We start from the raw sequence: 23,052 nt of genomic DNA, 5'->3' as shown, positions 1-23,052 counted from the left end.
ATCAGGCACTGGTCGACAATCCGGAATTTTCCGCATGGCTGGAAAAGCGCACGCCGGCTGCCCGCTGGGGCAATGTCGATGAACTGGTCGGCGCGACCGTCTTCCTGTCGGGCAAGGGTTCCTCTTTCGTGAATGGACACACGCTTTATGTCGACGGCGGCATCACCATCAGCCTCTGAGGCACAGGCCTTCCGGCGGCCCATCATCGTGATGGGCGTCGCCGGCTGCGGCAAGAGTTCGGTCGGTATGCGTCTGGCGGAAGCGCTGTCCCTCCCCTATCAGGAAGGCGACGATCTTCATCCTCAGGCCAACATCGCCAAGATGTCGAAGGGCACGCCGCTCAACGACGATGACCGCTGGCCCTGGCTCGATCGCATCGGCGAAATCCTCGCCGATCACGCGACAAGCGGTATCGTGCTGACATGCTCGTCACTGAAGAAAGCGTATCGCGACCGTTTGCGCGCGGCGGCGGGCGGAAAGCTGGCCTTCGTGTTTCTGGATGGCAGCAAGGCGCTGCTGACCCAGCGCATGGGCAGCCGCGAAGGCCACTTCATGCCGACCAGTCTTCTGGAAAGCCAGCTCGCCACACTGGAGCGACCTGATGAGGAAGCTGGCGTCGTCGTCGTCAATATCGACAACACGCCGGAGATGATTGCCGACCTGGCTATCGAGGGCCTGAAGAGGCTTGTCTAGCCTAAGACAACAAAGCTGGCTCACCGGTACGGCTGAGCCGTCATTTTAGGCCGACGGCGCCACGCGAGCATAAGCGCCTAGAATAAAGCGCTCGGCACGCAGCAGATAAGCTTCCAGCTTTTCAGCCGCGGCCCCCGAGCGGCCAGCTTCAAGTTCCAGCAGTATTTCGCCATTCTGGTCGATGAACGGGCCGTGCAGAAATTCGGGATCCTGAAGCAGGCCGAAGACGAGGCGCAGTTCCAGCGAAATATGTGCATAAAAACTTGATAGGCGCGGGCTGTCTGCAAGTTCGACGATCGCCGAGTGGAACGAGATGTCGGCGCTCCCGACGCCGAGCCAGTTTCCTGCCTCGCGGCAACGATGCGCATCATCCACCGCCAGCCGCATGCGCTGCGTACCCGGATGGCGCGGATGCGCCTGCGCCAGTGCAGAACATTCGATGAAGCGCCGCACACGATAGATGTCTATGATAGTCGACATGCTCGGCGTGGAAACGAAGACGCCGCGGTTTGCTTCGTAGCGCAGCAATCCTTCCTTCGTCAGGATACGGAAAACTTCACGCAGCGTGTTTCGCGAAACCTGCAGCTCTTCACACAGCACCATTTCAGAAAGGTGACTTCCAGGCGTGAGCGTGCCCGATATGACCTTTTCGCGAACGCGCTCGGCGACCGTTTCGGCCAGCGTCTGTACAGGCTCCGCCGCTCGCGATCCTGTCGCGTTGCTGCCGCCAAGGTTTGAGTATCCTGTTTCATCACCTTGCGGTTTACGTGCAGCCAAGCCTTACCCTTTCGCTTCGGACGAGCTTTTCATTTTCGGTAATGCGCTTCCAAGCCGCTCACAAGCAAAATGAACTGAAGGCAGAGGCAGAAAGCGAACTTATCCGTGCAGAATTCATCTTTTGTGCAAATATTGAGCAATTGATCATTTGTAGGGCAATACACAAAAATTGTTCAACACTCTGGACAGTATTGTTCGCCTTTGTTAGCGTTTAGTCAACTTATCAAGACGGATGGAATTTCATGCCGACTATCGACATCAACAGTGACTTGGGCGAGAGCTTCGGAGCCTGGACGATGGGCGATGATTCCGCCATGCTCGATATCGTCAGCAGCGCCAATGTGGCCTGTGGCTTTCATGCGGGCGACCCGGCCGGAATCCTCAAGACCTTGAAGGCAGCTGCCGAGCGCGGCGTCGCCATCGGTGCCCATGTCGGCTACCGCGACCTCGCCGGTTTCGGCCGCCGCAACATGGACCCATCCAGCGAGGAACTGATCGGCGACGTGATCTACCAGATCGGCGCGCTGCAGGGTCTCGCAAAGGCCGCGGGCACGCGCGTCACCTATGTGAAGCCGCATGGCGCGCTCTACAACACGATCGCCATTGATGCCCGCCAGGGCAAAGACGTCATCGACGCGATCCTCGCTGTCGATCCCTCATTGGTGCTGATGGCGCTCGCCGGCTCTCCGCTTGTCGCTCAGGCTCGCACAGCCGGCCTGACTGTCGTTGCCGAAGCCTTTGCCGACCGCGCCTATACACCGGAAGGCAATCTCGTCTCGCGCCGCGAAAAAGGTTCTGTTCTGCACGATCCCGACCTCATTGCCACGCGCATGGTGCGCATGGTCAGGGAAGGCGTGATCGACGCGATCGACGGGACGTTCACCAAGGTCGATGCACAGTCGATCTGCGTGCATGGCGACAGCCCGGGTGCCGTTGCCATGGCCAAGCGCCTGCGCGAGGTTTTCGAGCAGTCGGGCCTCAGCATCCGAGCCTTCAGCGGAATTGCCTGAACGATCATGCAGCCCGTCATGCCGAACACGACCCGAGACACGTCGATGCGCATCCTTCCGGTGCGTGGCGATTGTATTCTCGTGGAACTTGCCGATCTCGGCGAGGCGCTGGCATTGTTCGATGCGCTCAAAACCAGCCCGATCGAGGGCATCACCGAAATCATTCCGGCAGCCCGCACGCTGCTCGTCTCGTTCGATCCCTACACGGTTTCCGATGAAGCACTGGTTGATGCCATTACGGCCCTAGCCGGTGGTGAGCGCAAGGCTGCATCTGGTGCGCTGGTCGAAATTCCAGTGCGTTATAACGGCGAGGATCTGGCCGAGGTTGCCGGCATTCTCGGCATGAGCGCTGCAGATGTCATCCGGCTGCATGGCGAAAGCGATTATGTCGCCGCCTTTACCGGCTTTGCGCCCGGCTTTGCCTATCTGTCCGGCGGCGATCCGCGCCTTGCCGTGCCGCGTCGCAAGTCGCCGCGCACGCAGGTTCCGGCTGGAGCTGTTGGTTTGGCCGGCGAATTCAGCGGCATCTACCCGAAAACCAGCCCCGGCGGCTGGCAGCTGATCGGCACCACGCCGCTCGCGATGTTCGATATCGACCGCACGCCTGCCTCGCTGCTGCAGCCGGGCAGTCGCATCAAGTTTCGCGACATGGCAAAGGACGCGGCATACGAGATCAAGGCCTCGGTCAAAGCCGCCGCAGCCAAGGCGATTGTATCGCCAGAAGCCGATACGGCATCGATCGAAATTCTCTCCATCGGCCTGCCGATCCTGTTTCAGGATCTTGGCCGTGCGGGTCAGGCCGGGCAGGGCATCAGCGTTTCGGGCGCCGCCGACCGGGCAAGCTTCAAGGCCGCCAATCGCCTCGTCGGCAATCCGGCAAACACAACCGCACTGGAAATTACCCTCGGCGGCCTCAGCTTCCGCATGCGTGGCCAGAGCGTCATGGCACTGACCGGCGCTACGATGCAGATCTCGATCACCGGCGCTGACGGCAGCAAAATCTCGGGCCTGCACCACACAGCCATCGCGCTCGATGACGGCGACGTCGTTTCGCTCGGTACGCCGGAAAGCGGCATGCGCTCCTATCTGGCCCTGCGCGGTGGCTTTGATATTGCTCCGGTGCTTGCGAGCACGGCGACAGACACACTGGCGCAGATCGGCCCAGCCGCCCCTGTCGCCGGCGATGTCATCGGAGTTCAGGCAGCAGCAACTGGCTCGTTGGTTGCGGCGGAAGAACCCGCCTTTGCCATGCCGTCCGCCACAGAAACCATCGTGCTCGATGTCGTGATGGGCCCACGCACCGACTGGTTTAGCAACTCCGCCGTCGAAAGCTTCCTCACCCAGGAATGGTCGGTCACGCCGCAGTCCAGCCGCGTCGGTATCCGCCTGTCGGGCGATGCTCTCGAACGGTCCAACCACAGCGAGCTACCGAGCGAGGCCACCGTACGCGGCGCGCTTCAGGTTCCGGCCAGCGGCCAGCCCGTGCTGTTTCTTGCCGATCATCCGCTGACCGGCGGTTATCCGGTCATCGCCAATGTCGCCGGCCATCATCTAGATCTCGCCGGCCAGATACCTGTCGGCGCAAAGATCCGCTTCAACGCGGTGAGCCGCTTCGCGCCCCGTTTCATTCCAGGAAAATGCCCATGAAAAAGGTTCTGATAGCAAACCGCGGCGAGATCGCGGTGCGGATCATCCGGGCCTGCAAGGATTACGGCCTGACCTCGGTCGCCGTTTATGCCGATGCCGACACCGACGCGCTGTTCGTAACTCTGGCCGATGAGGCCTATGCGCTGAATGGCGTGACCGCAAAAGACAGCTATCTCGATATCGACAAACTCATTGCGATTGCGAAGCGCTCGGGCGCCGATGCCGTGCATCCCGGCTACGGTTTTCTCTCGGAACGCAGTGAATTTGCGGAAGCCGTCATCGACGCGGGCCTCATCTGGATCGGCCCCGATCCACAGGTGATCGAGGCACTCGGCGACAAGCTGAAGGCGCGTGCGATTGCCCAGAAGGTCGGCGCGCCTCTGGTTGCCGGTTCCGATGGCGCGATTTCCTCGCCCGCCGAGGCTCTGGCCTTCGCAAAGAAATTTGGCCTGCCGATCGCCATCAAGGCGGCACATGGCGGTGGTGGTCGCGGCTTGAAGATCGCCCGCGAACTCGGCGAAGTCGAGGAACTGTTTTCATCGGCCACGCGTGAAGCGGTGGCCGCCTTCGGTCGCGGCGAATGTTATGTCGAGCAGTTTCTCGACCGCCCGCGGCATATCGAGGCGCAGGTTCTGGCGGACCGTCTCGGCAATGTTCTGGTGGTCGGCACCCGCGATTGCTCTTTGCAGCGTCGCAACCAGAAACTTGTCGAGGAAGCACCTGCGCCTTTCCTTTCCGAAGAGCAACGCCAGAAAATCCATTCCGCTGCGCGCAACATCTGCGCCGAAGCCGGATACACCGGCGCCGGCACGGTGGAATTCCTGCTCAGCGCCGATGGCGTGATCTCCTTCCTCGAGGTCAACACCCGCCTGCAGGTGGAACATCCGGTGACGGAAGAAACGACCGGCCTCGACCTCGTCATCGAACAGTTCCGCATCGCAGAAGGTCTGCCGCTCAGCGTGACGACGATGCCAGAGCCGCGCGGCCATGCCATCGAGTTCCGCATCAACATGGAAGATCCCGGCCGTGGCTTTTTGCCGTCTGCCGGCGAGATTTCCAGATTCACCGCGCCTTCGGGCCCCGGCGTGCGTCTGGATTCCGGCGTCGTTTCCGGCTCGGCCATTCCGCCGATGTTCGATTCCCTTTCGGCCAAGCTGATCGTCTGGGGTGCGACCCGTGAACAAGCGATTGCCCGTTCACGTCGCGCGCTGAGCGAATTTGCCATCGAAGGCGTGCCGTCGGTGCTGCCCTTCCATCGCGCAGTCATCACCCATGATGACTTCGCTGAAACTTTCCGGGTCCACACGCGCTGGATCGAGACCGATTTTGCCGAAACGCTCGAAGCCGCAAGCCGCCCTGCCCCAGCATCGAGCGCCGGCCTTCTGCGCGGCCATGTCGAAATCGACGGCAAGCGTGTGGAAATCGGTATTCCGGATGCCTTCCTGCGCCTGCTCGGACCGCTTTCGGCAACCTCGAACAGCGACAAGAAGAGCCAAGAGAACGATGCGGGTGCGGTGATTGCACCCGTGCCCGGCCTTCTCGTTCACTGGAATGTTTCCGATGGCGCACTTGTAGAAAAAGGTGAAGTTCTGGCAATGATGGACGTGATGAAGATGGAAACGGCGGTCACCGCACCGGTTTCCGGCACCATCACCATCCTTGCTGAAGCCGGTTCATCACAGACGGCAGGCGCCGTCATCGCCCGCATCGATAGCGGCAAACCTTCAACGACCGAACAGGCCAAGCCGGAGACACGGACATGACCACGAGCGAAACCATCAAACCGCTTCTGTCGGTCGAAAACCTGAGCGTCGAATTCAGCTCCAGCCGCGTCGTCGACGATCTGTCGTTTACGGTCGAGGCCGGCCAGACCGTTGCCGTCGTCGGAGAATCCGGTTCCGGCAAGTCGGTCACCTCGCTGTCAACCATGCGACTTGCTGACATGATGGGCGCGAAATACGCGAGCGGCCGCATCATGTTCAACGACAAGAATCTGCTGAAGGCGTCCCAGAAGGAGATGCGGTCAATCCGCGGCAAGGAGATCGCCATGATCTTCCAGGAGCCTATGACCTCGCTCAACCCGGTCTTCACCATTGGTGACCAGATTTGCGAAGTGCTGATGCTGCATGAAAAGCTCGGCAAGTCCGCCGCCATGATGGAGGCGCAGCGCCTGCTCGACATGGTGCGCCTGCCGGATTCGGGCCAGCTTCTGCACCGCTTCCCGCACCAGCTTTCCGGCGGCATGCGCCAGCGCGTGATGATCGCCATGGCGCTCGCCTGCCGCCCCAAATTGCTGATTGCCGACGAGCCGACCACCGCACTCGACGTCACCATTCAGGCGCAGATCCTGAACATCATGCGCGATCTGCAGAAGACGCTCGGCATGGGCATGGTGTTCATCACCCATGACATGGGCGTGGTTGCCGAAATGGCCGACCATGTCGTCGTCATGTGGAAGGGCAAGAAGGTCGAGGAAGGTCCGGTCAACGAGATTTTCGCCAACCCGCAGCATCCCTATACCCGCACTCTGCTGTCCGCCGTGCCTCGCCTCGGCAGCATGTCCGGCGAAGATTTCCCAAAGCGCATGCCGCTGACCGTCCTTCAGGATGGCGAACCCACCGTTGTCGGCGAAGAGCGCGTGCAGGACACTGCCAAATACGACGAGAAGCCGCTTCTGTCGGTAAAAGACCTTTTCGTCCGCTTCGACATCAAGAAGAACCTGTTCGGCAAGGCAACACATCGCTGCAGCGCCGTGCAGAAGGTCAGCTTTGACATCCATCCCGGTGAAACGCTGGCTCTGGTCGGCGAATCCGGTTCGGGCAAGTCCACCATCGGCCGCACGATCCAGCAGCTGCAGTCGTCCATTGGCGGTGAGATCGCCTTTAACGGCCGCACCTATTCGTCCATGTCCGCCGCCGAGCGTTTCCGCATGCGTCAGGAAGTCCAGTATATCTTCCAGGACCCGTTTGCCTCGCTCGACCCGCGCAAGACCGTAGGCTTCTCTATCGCCGAGCCGATCAACACCCACGGCCTGATCAACGATGCGAAGGCAGTCAAACGCCGCGTCGATGAACTGCTGGAGCGTGTCGGCCTGCCGTCGAATGTCGCCTCGCGTTATCCGCACGAGTTCTCCGGCGGCCAGCGCCAGCGTGTCTGCATCGCCCGTGCGCTTGCGTCCGATCCCAAGCTGATCATCGCCGACGAGGCGCTGTCAGCGCTCGACGTGTCCATTCAGGCGCAGATCATCAACCTGTTCATGGATCTGCAGGCCGAGCGCGGCTTGGCATATCTGTTCATCAGCCACGACATGGCGGTCGTCGAAAAGATGAGCCATCGCGTCGCCGTGCTTTATCTCGGCCAGATCATGGAAATGGGTTCACGCCGCCAGGTGTTCGAAAACCCGAGCCATGACTATACCCGCCGCCTTCTCTCCGCCGTTCCGGTTGCCGATCCGACGGCATCGCGCAACACGGCGCTGATCGAGGGCGAAATTCCAAATCCCGTCCGTCGCGTCGGCGACGAGCCGGCCATTCTTTCCCACGAGGAAATCAATCCGGGTCATTTCATCGCCAAAAGCGCCTGAAGAAACCCGGATCACAAACCGCGACACAATCGCAAGCATCTGAAGAGGAACAGGTAATGACAACGTTCAAAAGGGGACTGGCGTCGGCGTTCGTAGCTTTCGCTCTCGCCGGCACCGCACTTTCCGTCGCCCCGGCCTTTGCCGCCGGCAAGATGACCATCTCGTCGCCACAGGATCCGGGCAGCTGGGATCCGATCGACACGTTCCTCGTTCAGTGGGCAGCGGTTGCCACCAATATCTTTGACGGCCTGACCTATCGCGGTCCCGACCTCAAGCTCGTTCCCGGTCTTGCCGAAAGCTGGGAAGAACTGGACGAAGGCAAGCGCATCCGCTTCAAGCTGCGCCAGGGCGTGAAATTCCATAACGGTGAAGACTTTAACGCCGCCGCGGTCAAGTTCACCTTCGAGCGCCTTCTCGGCGAACAGGGTGCCAAGGGCCCGCAGCGTTCCAACTATATCGCCATCGAAAGCGTTGACGTCATCGACGATTACACGGTCGACCTGAAGCTGAAGGCGCCGGATCCGGTCCTCTTGACCAAGCTCGCCGGTTATGGCGCGATGATCGTTCCGCCGAAATACATCACCGAAAAGGGTGAGGACAATTTCAACCTTAACCCGGTTGGAACAGGCCCATTCAAGTTTGTCTCCTATCAGCCGAAGGTCGACATCAAGCTTCAGGCCAACCCGGATTACTGGGGCGGGGCGCCGAAGCTGTCGGAACTCGAATACCGCTTCATCTCGGAGCCAGCGACCGCGGTTGCCGAACTGCAGGCCGGCCGCGTCGATCTCGTCATCCCGCCGACCATTCCGATCGGCATGCTGCCGGTCATCCAGGGCGACGACAAGCTCGAGATCGTTTCCGTTCCCGGCCCGACCGTCGATGCGCTGCGTTTCAACACCCGTGACGGCATCACCGCCGATCCGAAGGTACGCAAAGCGATCATCATGGCCGTCGATCGCGGCACGATCGTTAAGTCGATCCTCGCCGGCCAGGCCTCCGAGATCACCAGCTTCCAGAGCGCGCTTTCCTTCGGTTTCGATCCGGACCTGAAGGCGATCCCGTATGATCCGGCAGGTGCGAAGAAGCTGCTGGCGGAAGCCGGCGTGAAGGCCGGTGCAACGCTGCAGATCGACATCCGCGGCAATGACGCGACGATGAACGAAGTTGCGCAGGTCATTTCCAGCTATCTGTCGATGGTTGGCATCACCGCCACGATCAAGCCTTACGAGACCAACGTTCTGCTGAACGACATCATCCCGCAGGGCAAGACCGGCGCGATGTTCCAGCAGAAATGGGGCGGCTGGACCTTCGATTACGACAACACGGCGTATTCGATGTACCACTCGGGCGAAAAGTGGAACCCCTACGACAAGGACGAAAAGCTGGACAAGCTGCTGGAATCGCAGCGCCCGCTGACCGACCGTGCCGAGCGCGAAAAGATCCTCAAGGAAGTCGGTGCCTATGCATCCGAGCGCGCCCTTGAGCTACCGCTCTACAACACCAACGCGATCTTCGGCATCAACAAGCGGGTCAAGGGCTTCATCGCGCCCCCTGACAACCGCATGAAGCTGACCGACGTCACCGTCGAATAATCTTCGCGGCGATTTTTCTGTCAAATCGCTTCGCCCGCCTTGCGGGCGAAGCTGGACTTCTCTTTTAGGAACTAGAACTTGGCCGGTTTCCTCATCAAGCGACTGCTACAGGCGATCTTCGTCGTTATCGCCATCACTCTCGTCGTCTCCTTCGCCATTCGCCTGACCGGTGATCCGGCAGTGACGATGTTTCAGGGCGGCGGCAGCATGACGGAGGACGATCTTGCGCGCATTCGTGCAGCGCTCGGCACCGACCAGCCGTTCTTCGTGCAATATCTCAACTTCCTCAAGGGTCTGGTCACGCTCGATTTCGGCCGCAGCTTTTCCGGCGGCACGTCTGTTTCGCTGCTGATCGGCCATGCCCTGCCCGCCACGCTGCTGCTCGCCTTCATCTCGATGTTCGTGTCGATCGCGCTGTCTATCCCGCTCGGCATCAAGGCCGCCACCTCGCGCGGCAAGGCCGCCGATCAGGCGATCCGTATCTTCTCGCTAATCGGCCTGTCCTTCCCGAATTTCTGGCTGGCAACCATGCTGGTCCTACTTTTCGCCATCACGCTCGGCTGGCTACCCCCAAGCGGCATGTCGGGCTGGGCAAGTTATGTCATGCCGGCTGTCACCATGGGCGTCATCCTGACGGCGACCAATGTCCGCCTCGTGCGCACATCGATGCTGGAAACCCTGCAATCGCAATATATCATGGTCGCCCGTGCCAAGGGGCTTTCCGAAAGCAAGGTTCTCTACAAGCACGCGCTGCGCAACTGCGCCATTCCGCTGATCACCTATTTCGGCCTGCAATTCGGCGGCCTGCTTGGCGGCATCGTCGTCATCGAGCGCGTCTTCAACTGGCCGGGCATGGGTACGCTAGCCTTCGACGCCGTTGGCGCACGCGATTTCCCGGTGCTACAGGCCGTCATCACCGTTCTGTCGCTGATGATCGTCGGCATCAACCTTCTGGTCGACATCGCTTATGGCCTCGTCGACCCGCGCATCCGCACGGAGTAACCGACCATGGCTTCCAAAACCTCCCGCCTGTCGCGCTTCGCGAACCTGGAATTTATTCTCGGCATGGCTCTGACGGTCATCATATGCCTCGCAGTCCTGTTTTCCGATATCCTGTTTCCCGGTGGCGCAGACAAGATCGACCTGATGGCACGTCTGGCAAAGCCCTTTGCGTCAGCGGCGCATCCGTTCGGCACCGATCCGCTTGGGCGTGACGTGCTGGCCCGTGTCGTTGCCGGCGGCAAGATCTCGCTTCTGGTCGGTTTCACCTCCGTCATCGGCGCCGTCATCTTCGGCGTTGTGGTCGGCCTGATCGCCGGTTACTATCGCGGCTTCTGGGACATGCTGGTCATGCGTTTTGCCGACCTGCAGCTCGCCATGCCGTTCATCCTTCTCGCAATCACCTTCATCGCCATCGTCGGCGGCAGCCTGACGAACACGATCATCCTGCTGATCGTGTCGCAATGGGTGCAATATGCCCGCCTCGTGCGCGGCTCCGTCCTGACGCTGCGCGAGCGTGAATTCATCCTTTCGGCGCGTGCCATCGGCGTGAAGGACTGGCGCATCATCTTCCAGCATCTTCTGCCGAACCTGATCGGCCCGGTAATCGTGCTGATGACGCTCAACGTCGCCAACAACATTCTGCTCGAAAGCAGTCTGACCTTCCTTGGCCTCGGTGTCGATCCGACCATTCCGAGCTGGGGTGGCATGCTGGCCGATGGCCGCACCTATCTGCAGACCGCATGGTGGGTCAGCGTCTTCCCGGGCCTCGCCATCTTGCTCACCGTGCTTGGCCTCAACCTGCTCGGCGACTGGCTGCGCGACAGCCTCGACCCGACCGGTCGCACCTCAAGATAAACACTTCGATACACAGCAAGGCATGACACCATGACCACGATATTCGAGACTTCAATCGAGCGTACTCTTGAAACTCTGGTCACCGGTGCCAAGCCCGGCCTCGCTTTCGAAGCCTGGACATTTGACGATACAAAAAGCCGCCGTGCCACCGAGCAGGCGCTGAAGGAAAAGGGCATCACCGCCCGCATCCGCAGCGCGTACAAGCCACTTCTCTTCACCTTTCTGGAAGAGATCGACCTTGCCGGCGTCAGCAAAATCGAGGTGCGTTACCCGGTGCATGCCAATGCCCCGGCCAACCGTTTCCGTCTCGAAGCTTATCCGCTTGCATCGTTCGTTGGTGACGCGAAGATCGAATTCATTGCCCGCGAGGACGGTGAGTTCTTTTACGACGTGACGCTGACCCGCAATGGCCAAAGCGAAACGCTGAAAATTCTCGTGCCGAACCGCGTCCACGAAGATGTCGTAGGCGAAACCAATGTCTCGCCAACCGGCTGGTATCGCACCGAAGGCGATACGACCGGCGAGCGTCTGGAAACCGACTACGAGCGCCTGTTCCACGGCGCAATCAACGCGGTTGCCGGTTACGATTGGGGCTCAACCGAACCCTATTTCGAAGAGCTGAACATTCGCGTCGCGCACCCAGCCGAAGACATGGACCTGCCGGTCGGCGACGAAGTCGTCAGCCTGCGCGAAGCCCTTCACGAGGATTTCTACTTCTCGCTGCTGGAATTTTTCCAGAAGAAATCCGGCCGCCCGCTCGGCGACCGCGGCTTGAAGCCCGGTCAGATCGTGCCGGAAATCATTCAGAGTGCTGGCGAGATCAACATCCGCGTAGAAACCCGGCCTCTGACGACCGGTTTCCTCGACGGCAAGGAACAGGCGATCGATACCGCGATTGAACCGCCGGCAGCGGCTCAGATGGCCAAGATGCTGGCCGAAATCGGTGGCGAAGAGTTTTCCGCCAATTCCCGTTCCGGCCGAGTTCTTGTCGCCCGTTACATCAAGGGCAACGAAGCGGCCGTGATGATCAGCGGTGGCCAGCATCCGAACGAAACGACCGGCATTGTCGGCGCCATCCGCGCCGCGCGCGCGCTGAAAGAGCGCGCCAATGCGCATTTCACCATCTCGCCGCTGGAAAACCCGGATGGTTACGCGCTGCACCAGCGCCTGCGCGTCGACAACCCGCGCCACATGCACCACGCCGCCCGTTACACGGCTCTCGGTGACGACCTCGAATACCGCACCCGCGAAAATTCAGGCGAGCACCTGAACGAGAAGGCAATCCGCTTCAAGGCGCAGGAAATCAGCGGCGCGAAACTGCATGTGAACCTGCACGGCTACCCGTCTCATGAATGGACACGCCCGCTTTCAGGTTACGTGCCGCGCAATTTCGCCATGTGGACATTGCCGAAAGGCTTCTTCCTCGTAATGCGCCACCACGCAGGCTGGACGGAACAAGCCGAAGCCATGCTCGACCACGTGACACGGCATCTCGGCGCCATTCCGGGCATTCTCGACTATAACAACCGCCAGATCGCGCTTTACGAAACCCACGCCGGCGAAACGGGTTTCCGCATCATCAACGGTTTCCCCTGCCTGTCGTCGATCGATGACCGCCACACCGTGCCGCTGACTTTGATCACCGAATATCCGGACGAGACGATCTACGGCAACGATTTCATCACCGGCCACACTGCACAGATGGAAACCGTCATTTCGGCCTACGAATCCTGGCAGATGCTGCAATCAAAGGCATCGGTCTGATCACGAGATCTGCCGGGGATGGATAGAGGTCCAACGACCTCCCAACCCCCCGGTAATCTGCCATAATCAGATCGGCTGGATCAGCCGATCTGTACCACATGTCCGGGTGACACTTCCTTGTATTCCCGCTTTGGCGGCTCATAACCCATTGCCCGCACCGGGCTTTTCAGCTCGTCGTTGGAAATGCCGCGACGGATGCCCCGTCGTGCCGGGTCAGGCACCGGCACTGCGGACATCAGCTTCTTCGTATAGGGATGCTGCGGGTTGTCGAAGACGGCCGCACGCGGCCCGATTTCGACAATCTCGCCCAGATACATCACCGCCACACGATGGCTGACGCGCTCGACCACGGCCATGTCGTGGCTGATGAAAAGGAAGGCGAGGTTGAGGCTCTGTTGCAGATCGAGAAGCAGGTTACAGACCTGTGCCTTGATCGAAACGTCGAGCGCCGAGACGCTTTCGTCGGCGACGATCACCTTCGGGTCGAGAGCCAGCGCGCGGGCGATGGCAATGCGCTGACGCTGGCCGCCGGAGAATTCGTGCGGATAACGGCTCGCCATATCGGCGGAAAGACCGACCTTTTCGAGCAGATCCGCCGTCTTTTCCTTCGCCTGTTTTGCCGTGCCCAGACGATGTTTGATGAAGGGTTCGGAGATCGCCGTGCCCACCGTCATGCGCGGATTGAGCGAGGAGAACGGATCCTGGAAGATCATCTGCACGGACTTGCGCATCTGCCGCAGGCCCATCGTGTCGAGCCGCATGACGTCATAACCGTCGAGCGCAACGTCACCTCCGGTCGGTTCGACGAGACGCATGATCGAACGACCCGTCGTCGACTTGCCGCAGCCGGATTCGCCGACCAGCGACAGGGTTTCGCCCTGGAAGAGATCGAAGGAGACGTTTTCGACCGCATGGACGGCACCCGTCTGACGCGACCAGAGGCCGGAACGGATCGGGAAACGGGTGACGAGGTTCTTCACCTCCAGAACCGGACGCTTCGACAGGACGACGGTATCGGCCACCTCTACCGGTTCGGCCGGTTTACCCGTCTCGGCGTCGAGAACCGGGAACCGTGTCGGCCAGTCGTGGCCTTGCATCGAGCCTAGCTTCGGTACGGCCGAGAGAAGTGCCCGCGTGTACGGGTGCTTGCCGCGATGGAAAATCTCCTCGGTCGGGCCGGTCTCGACCTCGTCGCCGCGGAACATGACGATGGTGCGGTCGGCGATTTCTGCAACGACACCCATGTCATGGGTTATGAACAGGACGGACATGCCCTCCTCTTCCTGCAGCACCTTGATCAGGTCGAGGATCTGCCCCTGAATGGTCACGTCGAGTGCGGTCGTCGGCTCGTCAGCGATCAGCAGCTTCGGCCGCGAGGCGAGCGCCATGGCGATCATCACACGCTGGCGCATGCCGCCGGAAAACTGGTGCGGATATTCATCGAAACGGCCGGCAGCATTGGGGATGCGAACCTTTTCGAGCAGCCGGATCGTCTCTGCACGGGCTTCGGTCTTCGACATCGCCTTGTGTCTGACCAGAACCTCGGAGATCTGCCTACCGATGGTAAAGATCGGGTTGAGCGAGGTCATCGGCTCCTGAAAGATCATCGAGACCTCATTGCCGCGCACCGCCCGCATCTCCTTTTCAGATAGTGCAAGCAGGTTGCGGCCATTCAGCATGACCTCGCCCTCTATGCGGCTGGTTGCCGGAGCCAGAAGACGCATCAGCGACAGCGAAGTGACGGACTTGCCGGAGCCACTTTCGCCGACGATGGCGACGGTCTCACCCGGCGCAACGTCGAAGGACATGTTGCGGACAACGCTCTTCCATTCTCCATCGACGAGGAAAGAGGTCGAGAGTTTTTTGACGGACAGGACGGGAGCTTGGGTCATAGAGGTTTCCAGGGTGTAGCAAAGGAGGCGGGGGCACGGCCTTCCGCGTCGCGGGCAGCCTCGAGGGCAGCAATTTTCTGATCGATGACCGAACGGTCGATCATGCCATGTGGATTGTCACGGGTCGGCATGGTCTCGGCCACATGGAGATACCGCTCCTGCGCCACGGCATAGAGCCGGCGCAGTTCCGCAAGTGGCGCTGCGTGATCGTCGGCATGAATGCGCAGCCACGGATAATCCTGATCGCGATAGATGACGATCGCCGCCGACTGTCGCCCGCGCTTATCGCCGCCTGCCGCCTCGCCTGCATCCATCGCGTCGAGCAAGCATTCGGCCATCGGCATGCCGGAGGCTGCACGGTCTCTGTAGACCCGCAGCGTCTCTGCTATGACTTCAGGCCCGACAAGCATGTTTCCGGCGACGGAAACATTCTCCGCGACCAGATGGCCCGCCCAATCAACGCATTTTTCGCCCGTGAAGGCAGCGTTGCGGCCCTGACCGTCGATCAGATGCATCTGGCGCTGGCGATGGCCGTCGTCACGCGCGGTCAGCGTCGCAATGATCTCCTCCGGTGCAAGCCCCTCTTCGAGGAGCTTGAGGCCATCGGTTCCGTAGATCGGGCTGACAAAGGCCTGGGTGGCGATTGCCCCCACTCTGCCTCTGATATGCGGCACCGCGCAGCCGACCGCGAAAAAGCGGCTGGCAACTGCAATACCGAAATCTCCCGTTTTGGGATCACGTGCGACGATCGACCAGGTCATGGTGTCAGCGTCCTATCGCATAGGCCTGCATCAGGCGCGGAGTTGCGGCAGCCCGAAGCAGGCCATCGGCATCGCGGCGGGCGGCCGTCAGCCGACCGACCGACCAGGCATCCGCGACCTTCACCTTGTGACCACGGCGGCGAAGCTCTTCGAGCGTTGCTTCGCCGATTGTGCTTTCCACCATGATCTCACCCGGCGAGCTGGTGCGCGGATAGAACGAGCCCGGGAAATGGGACGTGTGGAAGAGCGGCATGTCGATCGCCGCCTGCAGGTTCTTGCCGTGATGAGCATACCGCAGGAAGAAAGGCAGCTGCCATTGGTCCTGCTGGTCGCCGCCCGGCGTGCCGAAGACCATAGAGGGCTTGCCCTGATGCAGCGCCAGCGACGGGGTCAGCGTCGTGCGCGGACGCTTGCCCGGTGCAAGCGAAGTCGGCAGGCCGTCCTTCAACCAGAACATCTGGGCGCGGGAATTCAGCGCGAAACCGAGCCCCGGCACGATCGGCGAGGACTGCAGCCAGCCGCCCGACGGCGTGGTCGAGACCATGTTGCCCCAGCGATCGATGACGTCGATATGGACAGTATCGCCACGCTTTTCGGTCAGGTGCGACATGGTCGGCTCGTAAACTGTGCCCGTGCCGCTCATCTCGGCCAGCATCGCCATGGTCGCGTCGACCTGATGTTCGTAACCCGGCACGGTACCCGGGCGAAGGTCGAGCGAAGCCGTCGAGCCGATCAGCTTGCGGCGCTCGGTATTATAGCCTTCCGAGAGAAGATATTCGGTCGGGATCTGACCAAATTCCGGATCGCCATAATAGACCTCTCGGTCGGCGAAGGCGAGTTTCATCGCCTCGACCACCGTATGGACGAAATCCGGGCCAGACGGGTCCATGGCGGCAAGATCAAAACCCTTCAAGAGCGCAAGCGACTGAAGAAGCACCGGCCCCTGCCCCCAGGCCGGCGTCTTGGCGATCGTCCAGTCCTGATAATCCAGTGTCTGCGGCGCTTCGACGGTGGCGCTCCAGTTCGCCATGTCTTCAGCGGTCAAGACACCCTTGTGCTTGGAGCCGCTCGCATCCATGACTTCGGCGGTCTTGAGGTAGCTATCGATCGTTTCCGCCACGAAGCCGCGATAGAAGGCGTCACGCGCCGCCTCGACCTGATTTTCGCGGCCGGTCCTGGCTTCCGATTCCGCGATGATGCGCTTGTAGGTCTCGGCCAAGACCGGGTTCTTGAAATTGGCATGTGCTTCCGGTGCAGAACCGCCCGGCAGCCAGGTTTCGTAGGAGGTCGGCCATTCCTTCTTGAAGAAATCGGCAAGGCCCTTGATCGTATTCGACACGCGCGGCAGCGTCGGATGACCGTGCTCGGCGTAATAAATCGCCGGCTCCAGCACCTCGCGCACGCTCATCGTGCCGTAGTCGCGCAGCATCAGCATCCAGCCATCGAAGGCACCGGGAATGACTGTGGCCAGCAACCCGTCGCCGGGGATGAGTTTCAGGCCTTCGGATGTGTAGTGCTCGATCGTGGCGCCTGCCGGTGCCGGCCCCTGCGCGCAAATGACTTCCACCTTGTCGGTCTTCTTGGAATAAAAGACAGCCGGCATATCGCCGCCCGGGCCGCAGAGATGCGGCTCGACGATTTGCAGAACGAAGCCGGTGGCAACAGCGGCGTCAAAGGCATTGCCGCCCTTTTCGAGGATAGCCATGCCGACGGCGGATGCGATCCAATGCGTGGAGGTAACGACGCCGAAGGTGCCGAGGATTTCGGGGCGAGTGGTAAAATCGGACATTCTTGGAATTCCCTATGAGATTTCAGGCTTCGCCCAGTCTTAGGCTTCGCGAGGATCGAGTGCATCGCGCAGGCCGTCGCCAAGCAGATTGAACCCGATGACGACGAGGAAGATTGCGATACCAGGCCACATGGTCATCCACGGTGCCTGGCTCAGAAAGTTCTTGGCGGTGTTGAGCATCGAACCCCAGCTTGGTGCTGGCGCCTGCTGGCCCAGCCCGAGGAAAGAAAGGCTTGCTTCCGCGATGATCGCGGTCGCCACCGTAAGCGTTGCCTGAACGATGATCGGGGCAAAGACATTGGGCAGGATGTAGCGGGTCATGATGTCGAAATGGTTCAGGCCGATCGAACGAGCGCCCTCGACATAGTCCTCCGTCTTGACCGCAAGCACCTGGCCGCGGGTCAGCCGCACGAAGATCGGCATGGCCGAAAGACCGATGGCGATCATCGCATTGGTCAGGCTCGGGCCGAGAAAGGCGGCAAGCGCGATCGCCATGATGAGGAAGGGCATGGCAAGCAGAGCCTCGGTGACACGCGAGATCACCATGTCGACCCAGCCGCCGAAATATCCGGCGATCAGGCCAAAGGGCACGCCGATCACCACGGCGATCAGAACCGAGACGACACCGGCCATCAGCGAGGCCTGCGCGCCGTAGATCATCCGCGAGAGAATGTCGCGTCCGAGATCGTCAGTGCCGAGCCAGTGGGCGGCGGATGGTGCCTTGCGGATCGCGCCCCAGCTTGTGGCAATTGGATCGGCGATCGGCAGGATCGGAGCGGCGATGGCGAGAATGGCGAAGAAAAGCACGATGATCAGGCCGGCAAGGGCCGACCTGTTGCGCTTCATCTTCTTCCAGGCGCGGCTCTCCTGTCGCTTGGCAGGGATGGAGATGGTGGAGTTGATGGAGGTCATATCGTCGTCCTCAGATAGTCGCCCTGAGGCGCGGATTGAGCAGGACATAGGCAATGTCGGCGAGAAGGTTCATCAGGATGAAGCCGACGGCGGTGCAGAGCACAATACCCTGGACGACGGCATAATCGCGGGTGAACACGGCATCAACGGTCATCTTGCCAAAGCCCGGAATGGTGAAAATCTGTTCGGTCAGGACGGCACCGGCAAGCAGCTCGCCGAAGAGCAGCGCCAGAAGCGTGATGACCGGCAGAAGCGCGTTGCGGAAACTGTGCGACAAGATGATCTCGCGTGGCGACAGCCCTTTGGCGCGGGCGGTGCGGATATAGTCGGAGCTTAAAACCGCGACCATGGCCGAGCGGGTATGGCGCATCAGCGTCGCGGCAAGCGCATTGCCGAGGACGAAGGCCGGCATGATCATCGTCTGGATGGAACGGACCGGATCGACGAAGATCGACTCGTAACCGGAGGCCGGAAGCCAGCCGAGCTGGACCGAGACGAGCAGGATCAGCATGATACCGAGCCAGAAATTCGGGATGGAGAGGCCGGAAAGCGCCACGATATTGGCGGTGTAGTCGATCCAGGTATTCTTCTTCACCGCAGCCAGAATACCGATCGGGATGCCGATGATCATCGCGAAGAACATCGCCATGACGGCAAGCTGAATGGTGACCGGCAGTTTCTGTCCGATCAGTTCCAGCACCGGCTGGTTGGTTCTGAGTGAAATGCCGAAATCACCTGTCACGACGCCGCCCAGCCAGTTGAGGTACTGAATCGGCATCGGATCGTTGAGACGATATTTCTCGCGCAGGAATTCGATCGTAGCCGGATCGCGCTCTTCACCGGCCATGGCCAGAACCGGGTCACCGGGCAAAAGCTTCTGCAATGAAAAGACGAAGATCGAAATGATCAGCAGCGTCGGGATCGCGACCAGTAGTCGCTTGCCGATGTAAACAGGCATGGCATCGCCCTCGTTCAGGCTAGGTCTCGGTATGGTCAGTGTGGGCGCCGCACGAGGAATGTCCCCGTGCGGCTGCCTTTCTGAAATCGGCGATCAGTCCTTGCTGACGCCGAGCAGACGGATCATGCCGTCCGGCGACGGAGCCCAGCCCTTGACCTTCTTGGAAAGGGCGTAGGCATAAGGCTGGTGGCCGAGGTAGATGATCGGCATGTCCTCATCGAGGATCGTCATGGCCGCGTCATACTTTTCCTTGCGGACGGCATCATCGGTTGAGGCGCGGGCCGCGTTGAGCAGCTCGTCGACCTTCGGGTTGCAATATTTCACGTCGTTAATGCCGCCCTTGCAGGTGACGAACTGGTGAATATTGCCATCCGGATCGATACGGCCGGACCAGTCCGAACGGGACAGCTGATAGTTGCCGGCGGTCTGTTCGGAAAGAAGCGTGGCGAATTCGGTTGCCTTCAGCGTGACGTTGAAGCCGGCTTCGGCCACCATCGACTGGATGACCTGCATCATCTGCGTCTGGGTGGTATTGTTGGCGTGCTGCAGCTCGATATCGAGCTTCTCATAGCCCGCTTCCTTCATCAGCTGCTTGGCCTTTTCGATATCGCGGGCCGGAACCGGGATATCCTTGTCAAACCAGGGGCTCGACGGCGGGAACGGCTGGTTGCCGGCCTTGGACGTGCCTTCGAAAACGATATGGCCGATTGCTTCGCGGTCAATCGCCAGCGAAAATGCCTGGCGCAGGCGCTTGTCCTTGCCCAGCGGATTGTCCGCACGCGGGCCGTTGCCGATGTTGACATACATCGCCATGTAACCCGGACCGATGACGTCGGCATAGGTGAGGTTCGCGTCGTTCTTCACCGATTCCGCGTCGGAAGCGGAAATACGCTCGGCCATGTCGAGATCGCCTGAACGCAGGTTGGCGAGCTTCACCGTCGTGTCGGGGATAGGCAGATAGGTCACCTTGTCGACCAGAACCTTATCCTTGTCCCAGTAGTCGGCGAATTTTTCCAGCACGATACGATCCTGCTGGATACGCTCGACGAACTTGAACGGGCCGGCGCAAACCGGTTTGGAGCCGAAATTGGCGCCGAGTTCCTTGGCGGCCTTCGGAGCGACGATCATACCGGCGCGATCGGAGAGCTGGGCAAGCAGCGTAACGTCAGCGGATTTCAAGGTGAACTTGACTTCCAGCGGACCGGTTGCCTCGACCTTGGCGACCGAGGAAAGCTCGCTCTTGCGGCGCGATTCCGGCAGGGTCATGTTGCGCTCGATGGTGGCGACAACGGCTGCAGCATCGAGCACTTCGCCGTCATGGAACTTGACGCCATCACGGATCTTCATCGTCAAAACCTTGCCCTCTTCGGACCAGGCCCATTCGGTGGCGAGCTGCGGCACGACCTTCATGTCCTGGTCGATATCGACAAGCTTGTCGCACATCGCGGTATAGACGATGCGGCCGACAAAGGTGCGCGACTGGGCAGGATCCAGCACGTCCGCGTCGTCGTTGAGGCCGATGCGTAGTTCAGACGACATGGCCGGCATGGCCATCAAGGCACTGGCGAGCAGCGCCGCACTCAAAGCGGTAATTCTCTTCATGTTCTATCCTCTGGTCTGACTATCTTTGACGTTATTTTTCTTGTTGGCCGGCCCGACGGGCCAGGCGGTCTCCAGTCGGCGGATCACGAGGCGGCGCTGATGTCGCCTCCGTCGGTTTCCTCCGTATCGGCCGACGATACCGCCGAAGCAGTGTCGTCGAGAAACTCAAGTGAGGTGGCGCGGATCAGGCGCTCCTGGTGCATCAGAAGGTGCTGGCGCATGGCTTCGCCCGCCCGCCCGGGATCCCGGGCGGCAATCGCATCGACGATCGCCATGTGCTGTTCGTAAGAGGTTCGCCCATTGGTTCCGGTGCGCCGGGCGCGTTCGCGGATGGACTGCCACGCCTCGTCCTGGCGAACGCGGTTGACCACATCGAAAATCGACAGAAAAAGTCCATTGCCGGCGCTCTGGGCGATCTGACGATGGAGTGAACCGTCCCACAATTCCTTGGAATCTGCGTCGGTGCTCTGCCCGGTCTTTTCGGCAAGTGCCCGCATCCGCTCGATCTCGGAGGGCTTGGCACGCATGGCGGCAAGCTGCGCCAGTTGCGGCTCGATGCGCAGGCGCACTTCCATGATTTCCATGAAATCGGTGCCGGCAACCAGTTCATCGACCTGAGCAGACCAGCCATCCGGCTTTTCACCCAGAAAGGTTCCGGCTCCCTGACGCCGCCAGACCAGCCCCTCCGCCTCCAGGACTTCCAGCGCACGGCGGACTGCCCGACGGCCGACATTCAGGGTCTCCGCAAAGGCCCGCTCCGTCGGAAGACGTCCATCCTTTGCCACCTCGCCGTTCCGAATGAACTCGCGAAGCTTTGCCAAGGCGAAGTTGGAATTGTCGTTAGGGTTTGCAGTCAAGTCGCACCATTTGGTCGAACCAATTGTCTATTGGTTCATCTTGGAGGATTTTTCTCACGCCCGTCAAGCCATTTTTTTAGGCTTCATCCACCATCGCTCAAAATGTAAGCAAACAAGGTTAGTTGGTTCGGCAGTTTTCAACCTGCCGCTACATCTGCACAGCAAAACGCCGGCATCTCGGGTGAGGCGCCGGCAAGGTTGCAGACATCAGAACTGGTGCCGGAGACGGTGTTTCAGACCGTTACGCGCATGATGACGCGTGGGGACTTTGTGAGGCGAATACCGCCCTGCTTGCCGACCACCACCGTTTCACTAAAGCCGAGGCCCTGCGCTGTGGCATAGAGATGGAAGACCATGCCTTCCTCCAGCGGCCAGTCGGATGTCGGCAGGAAGGTGCCGGAAAAGTCACTGGTACGCGGGGTCCGGGTGTAAAGACCTAGCGTATAGGCGGTGACATTGTCGTAGACCGGTCGCAGGCCGGCATCGAGCACGCCCTTGCGCATGATCGCATCGACATCGCTGGTAATCGCACCGGGTTTCATCGCGGCAATCTGCTGGTCCTGCAATTCGACCAGCTTCTCCGCTGCCGCCGCAAGCGCATCCGATGGCTTGCCCACCACGATCGGCCGCATCATCCGCGCTCCGTAATTGCCGACGCGTGGAATGAGCTCGACATGCAACACGTCGCCCTCCTCGATCGCCTCGGTCTTGAACACGCCGTGGAGAAACTCATGGCTGCCGGAAGCCTTGACTACCGGACCGACCTCACCGGTATCAGCGCCCTCGCGCAGGAACACACCCGATGCAATGGCGGCCGCATCGCGCGTCGTCATGCCAGGCTCTGCCTGTCTTGCGATCTCCGCCATCGCCTTATCAGCAATTTCGGATGCCTGGGCAAGAACGGCAATCTCTTCCTCGGATTTCACCCAGCGCAGGCTGTCGCTCAGGCCCGGCATAGGCACGAATGTCGCCTCCGGCAGCAGCGCCTGGAGCCGCATGAAAGTGGCGGCACTCATGCTGTAGGAATTTGTATCGAGAGCAATCCGCGCTCTGCCAAAACCGTGGTCGCGGATGCTTGCGGCAACGGCCGAATGCGCTTCATCGGTATCGGCAAAGCCGACGACATCGGTAATCCAGCTCTTCTCTCGGCATGGGGCTTCATCGAGCGCACGCAAACAAAACCAGGCTTCACCTTCGCGCGGCAAAAACGCCGCGCGATACATGGTTTCGGAGACGGTATAACCCGTCAGCCATGCGAGAAGCTCGCCGCTGTCGGCGAGAAGCAGATCGGCGCCAGAAGACGCCATGGCGTCCCGGGCGAGAGCGATACGACGATCATATTCCGCCCGGGAGAACAT

At 60.6% G+C, this 23,052-nt stretch carries 19 protein-coding genes; 10 read left to right on the top strand and 9 right to left on the bottom strand.

All coding sequences use genetic code 11. The annotated features are described in order from the left end of the window. A partial coding sequence (locus GGE33_RS19335; protein WP_183826733.1) for an SDR family oxidoreductase occupies positions 1-179 on the top strand: 179 nt, incomplete at its 5' end. Further along, entirely contained in the window at positions 148-693 is a 546-nt protein-coding gene (locus GGE33_RS19330; RefSeq protein WP_183826731.1) for a gluconokinase, read from the top strand. The genes GGE33_RS19335 and GGE33_RS19330, both read left to right, overlap by 32 nt. Before the next feature lie 45 nt (positions 694-738). Here GGE33_RS19330 and GGE33_RS19325 read toward each other — a convergent pair whose 3' ends face one another. Next, the gene (locus GGE33_RS19325) at positions 739-1,374 is read right to left on the bottom strand and encodes a GntR family transcriptional regulator (RefSeq protein ID WP_246436277.1); all 636 of its coding nucleotides are present in this window, start codon (positions 1,372-1,374) and stop codon (positions 739-741) included. 338 nt (positions 1,375-1,712) lie between these two features. Here GGE33_RS19325 and GGE33_RS19320 point away from each other — a divergent pair, with 338 nt between their 5' ends. From GGE33_RS19320 to GGE33_RS19285, 8 genes are all read left to right on the top strand, one after another. Continuing rightward, on the top strand, positions 1,713-2,480 hold the full coding sequence (locus tag GGE33_RS19320; protein WP_183826728.1) for a LamB/YcsF family protein: 768 nt from the start codon (positions 1,713-1,715) through the stop codon (positions 2,478-2,480). Between the two features lie 45 nt (positions 2,481-2,525). After that, positions 2,526-4,127: a 5-oxoprolinase subunit PxpB gene (pxpB, locus tag GGE33_RS19315; protein ID WP_183826809.1), complete on the top strand. Its 1,602-nt coding sequence runs from the start codon at positions 2,526-2,528 to the stop codon at positions 4,125-4,127. After that, positions 4,124-5,890, top strand: a complete 1,767-nt coding sequence (locus GGE33_RS19310; RefSeq protein ID WP_183826725.1) for an acetyl/propionyl/methylcrotonyl-CoA carboxylase subunit alpha — start codon at positions 4,124-4,126, stop codon at positions 5,888-5,890. The genes pxpB and GGE33_RS19310 overlap by 4 nt, the downstream gene beginning before the upstream one ends. Further along, positions 5,887-7,710 (top strand): ABC transporter ATP-binding protein, encoded by a 1,824-nt coding sequence (locus tag GGE33_RS19305; RefSeq protein WP_183826722.1) that lies wholly within the window; start codon positions 5,887-5,889, stop codon positions 7,708-7,710. Before GGE33_RS19310 ends, GGE33_RS19305 begins: the two co-directional genes overlap by 4 nt. A gap of 56 nt (positions 7,711-7,766) precedes the next feature. Continuing rightward, a complete protein-coding gene (locus GGE33_RS19300; RefSeq protein WP_183826719.1) occupies positions 7,767-9,302 on the top strand; it encodes an ABC transporter substrate-binding protein in 1,536 nt (511 codons plus the stop codon). A gap of 78 nt (positions 9,303-9,380) precedes the next feature. Further along, positions 9,381-10,304: an ABC transporter permease gene (locus GGE33_RS19295; protein ID WP_148146652.1), complete on the top strand. Its 924-nt coding sequence runs from the start codon at positions 9,381-9,383 to the stop codon at positions 10,302-10,304. Positions 10,305-10,310: 6 nt separating this feature from the next. Beyond that, on the top strand, positions 10,311-11,159 hold the full coding sequence (locus GGE33_RS19290; RefSeq protein ID WP_183826716.1) for an ABC transporter permease: 849 nt from the start codon (positions 10,311-10,313) through the stop codon (positions 11,157-11,159). A gap of 30 nt (positions 11,160-11,189) precedes the next feature. Then, a complete protein-coding gene (locus GGE33_RS19285) occupies positions 11,190-12,923 on the top strand; it encodes a M14 family metallopeptidase (RefSeq protein WP_183826712.1) in 1,734 nt (577 codons plus the stop codon). A gap of 80 nt (positions 12,924-13,003) precedes the next feature. On the opposite strand, the gene GGE33_RS19280 is transcribed toward GGE33_RS19285, so the two are convergent. The 8 genes from GGE33_RS19280 to GGE33_RS19245 form a co-directional block, all read right to left on the bottom strand. Then, entirely contained in the window at positions 13,004-14,815 is a 1,812-nt protein-coding gene (locus tag GGE33_RS19280; protein WP_183826708.1) for an ABC transporter ATP-binding protein, read from the bottom strand. Then, complete coding sequence (locus GGE33_RS19275; RefSeq protein ID WP_183826705.1) at positions 14,812-15,576, bottom strand: DUF1028 domain-containing protein; 765 nt, start codon at positions 15,574-15,576, stop codon at positions 14,812-14,814. The genes GGE33_RS19280 and GGE33_RS19275 overlap by 4 nt, the downstream gene beginning before the upstream one ends. Before the next feature lie 4 nt (positions 15,577-15,580). Beyond that, the gene (locus GGE33_RS19270; RefSeq protein ID WP_183826702.1) at positions 15,581-17,365 is read right to left on the bottom strand and encodes a gamma-glutamyltransferase family protein; all 1,785 of its coding nucleotides are present in this window, start codon (positions 17,363-17,365) and stop codon (positions 15,581-15,583) included. Positions 17,366-17,404: 39 nt separating this feature from the next. After that, complete coding sequence (locus GGE33_RS19265) at positions 17,405-18,277, bottom strand: ABC transporter permease (protein ID WP_183826700.1); 873 nt, start codon at positions 18,275-18,277, stop codon at positions 17,405-17,407. A 10-nt stretch (positions 18,278-18,287) separates the two neighbouring features. Next, on the bottom strand, positions 18,288-19,235 hold the full coding sequence (locus tag GGE33_RS19260) for an ABC transporter permease (protein ID WP_183826696.1): 948 nt from the start codon (positions 19,233-19,235) through the stop codon (positions 18,288-18,290). A gap of 93 nt (positions 19,236-19,328) precedes the next feature. Beyond that, entirely contained in the window at positions 19,329-20,837 is a 1,509-nt protein-coding gene (locus GGE33_RS19255; protein WP_183826693.1) for an ABC transporter substrate-binding protein, read from the bottom strand. Between the two features lie 83 nt (positions 20,838-20,920). Then, positions 20,921-21,694: a FadR/GntR family transcriptional regulator gene (locus tag GGE33_RS19250; RefSeq protein WP_183826690.1), complete on the bottom strand. Its 774-nt coding sequence runs from the start codon at positions 21,692-21,694 to the stop codon at positions 20,921-20,923. A gap of 233 nt (positions 21,695-21,927) precedes the next feature. Continuing rightward, positions 21,928-23,052: a M24 family metallopeptidase gene (locus tag GGE33_RS19245; protein WP_183826687.1), complete on the bottom strand. Its 1,125-nt coding sequence runs from the start codon at positions 23,050-23,052 to the stop codon at positions 21,928-21,930.

It is taken from the genome of Aliirhizobium cellulosilyticum (assembly GCF_014198105.1).
GTDB lineage: Bacteria > Pseudomonadota > Alphaproteobacteria > Rhizobiales > Rhizobiaceae > Neorhizobium > Neorhizobium cellulosilyticum.
The sequence above is the reverse complement of the archived record's forward strand: the minus strand, read 5'-3'. Positions and strand labels throughout refer to the sequence as shown.